The 2127-nt window shown below is 37.0% G+C and carries 2 protein-coding genes; both read right to left on the reverse strand.

Going from position 1 to position 2127, the window contains the following annotated elements; translation table 11 throughout:
* Positions 1 to 183 precede the first annotated feature (183 nt).
* Entirely contained in the window at positions 184 to 840 is a 657-nt protein-coding gene (locus tag QVO39_RS00305) for a hypothetical protein (RefSeq protein WP_155799483.1), read from the reverse strand.
* Positions 837 to 1751, reverse strand: a complete 915-nt coding sequence (locus QVO39_RS00310; RefSeq protein ID WP_018029029.1) for a periplasmic substrate-binding domain-containing protein — start codon at positions 1749 to 1751, stop codon at positions 837 to 839. The genes QVO39_RS00305 and QVO39_RS00310 overlap by 4 nt, the downstream gene beginning before the upstream one ends.
* Between the last annotated feature and the right edge of the window lie 376 nt (positions 1752 to 2127).

Here is a 2127-nt window from a genome sequence, read left to right on the forward strand (position 1 = left end):
CCCCCCTTGGTGCCCACGGACACCAAAGGTTCAGTGGAAACAATATCTAGAGTGTTGTATGATAAAGATTTCCATCATAAAACAGCCCTATAGTTTTGAAGTAGTACAATCACAGAAGACTTCTATGCACGAAGCTTACAAGTCCTTCTGTGATTGTCAAAGATTATTTCTTGTGGAAGTAGACTAACGCGATATCAATACTATTCCTATAGTAGGCATAAACACTGTATTACTTTCTTTTATGCCAGCATGGGTATAATATGAATTGGAATCAAGTAACTTACTATCGCCACGCCATTTCCCTAGCATTATAGTATTTAGAGAACACTTCAACCCCAAAGACAAATGCTTGCTGACATTCAATGAGGCTGAAATACCCATAGATATGCCAAATCCATTGGCACCAATTTTGAGCGTAGACTCCTTTTCTAGTATCTTATGATTGTTGCGAACATAACCTATAGAGGCTGATAAGCGAGCAAGCCATTTCTTCTTAGGTATAGAATATGCGTACCCCAACCCCACATAATCTAGATTTTGCCAATCAGCACCGTCCAGTACTTTACCAATAGAAATCAGACTGCTACCTCCCCAATAATCAATACCTAGTGAATGATTGTCGTTAAGCTTATACATAAGATCAGCACCTACAACATACATAGGAGTTTGATATCTATCAACCAAACCTAAGCCAAAGGGGGAAAGATTACCCAATGGATATCCTCTCTGAATACTTACCTCTGTCTCAATGGATAAGTTGTTCTTACTCTCTGTTTGGCCAAACATAGGTAGAAAGATAAAAGAAAAAGAGAGTAGAGCTAAAAAGAATCTATTAATCATAGCATATTTGACCATAATAATCTACTATTTGTTGCAACAGACGTGAAATTCATTATCATACATTTGACCCTATCAGATGTGTTCGATTTAAGGACTATTTCATTGTAGCCCTGTGCATAATTGCTGATTTCATCAATATTGTCCATCTGAGATACTACAATGCAATAGTCAGCTAAAATTTGGGCTTCCTCTCTGCTGATAGAGGCTGATTGCGAGATAGTTTTGATAAAATCAGACTTGCTTATTAATTCATCGTCTACTATTTTTTTTGCTACATCTTGACCAAGTTGAAATTGAGATAAAATGTTCTCTTTATCCTGATGGCTAAAGTAGTAATTAATTTTTTTGAGCTCTGGTATTTTCTCGGTATCCGTAAAGATATTGAACAGAGCCTGCCTTACCTCAGAGTCGGAATAATTTAAGATGTTAGGGTTTGTATTGAATAGGTTGTAAATAGTTGCATTGTGAAGGTATCCAATATCGTTTGCTTCATCTAATTTTTCTATTTCTTCAGCAGAAAAACCAGAGCTATCAATCGAGAAAGTATACATATAAAGTGATCCGTCATGAGAAACATTTTGCAAGCCAATAATAGCACCTACTGAAGCGGATACACCAACGACAATAGAACCAACAACGCCACCACGTGTAGATCCCACTATAGCACCCACAGCGTCACTTGCAATGACTCGGCCAATCTTCCCAATCCATCCCCAAAAGCCTCTTAGTGACGAATCATATGCAATTGCAGATGGAGAAGTGATAAAGAGTGAGTTGTAATTCTGAAGGCTTTCAGACAACTCAGCTAGATTACTCATCTCAGAGTTTGGTTGAACCTCGTTCTGCTCCATTTGAGAGTTACAAGAGGCTAGCAGCATTAAGGCTGCGATCAATAAAAGAATCTTTTTCATACGTAAAAATTTTTAGTTAAAAATAATCTTGTTTCATACAAGTGGCCAAAACTATATAATTTCTTACATATAAGGTAGAGAATGTGATGATTTTAGTTTTTTTAATTAACAATGACATTGGTCTGTATATTTTGTTCATTTTTCATCTCTACTAGCCATAATCGGTGTTATATAATTACCACAAGATATTTATCTACTCCAAGAGTTTTGGAAAGTTTCTTAACGTTAATATGGAGCACATCTCTACCGATCACAGCGCTATTTGACGTTTTAGCAATGCGATTGTAAAGAAAGACTTGTCCGATAAGAGAGATCCTCATTGGATCATCCAAGAATACCCCGAAGGGGTTGCATATACTCCAACGCCTACGGAGGT

This window comes from Porphyromonas sp. CAG:1061 (assembly GCF_000435035.1).
GTDB lineage: Bacteria > Bacteroidota > Bacteroidia > Bacteroidales > Porphyromonadaceae > Porphyromonas_A > Porphyromonas_A somerae.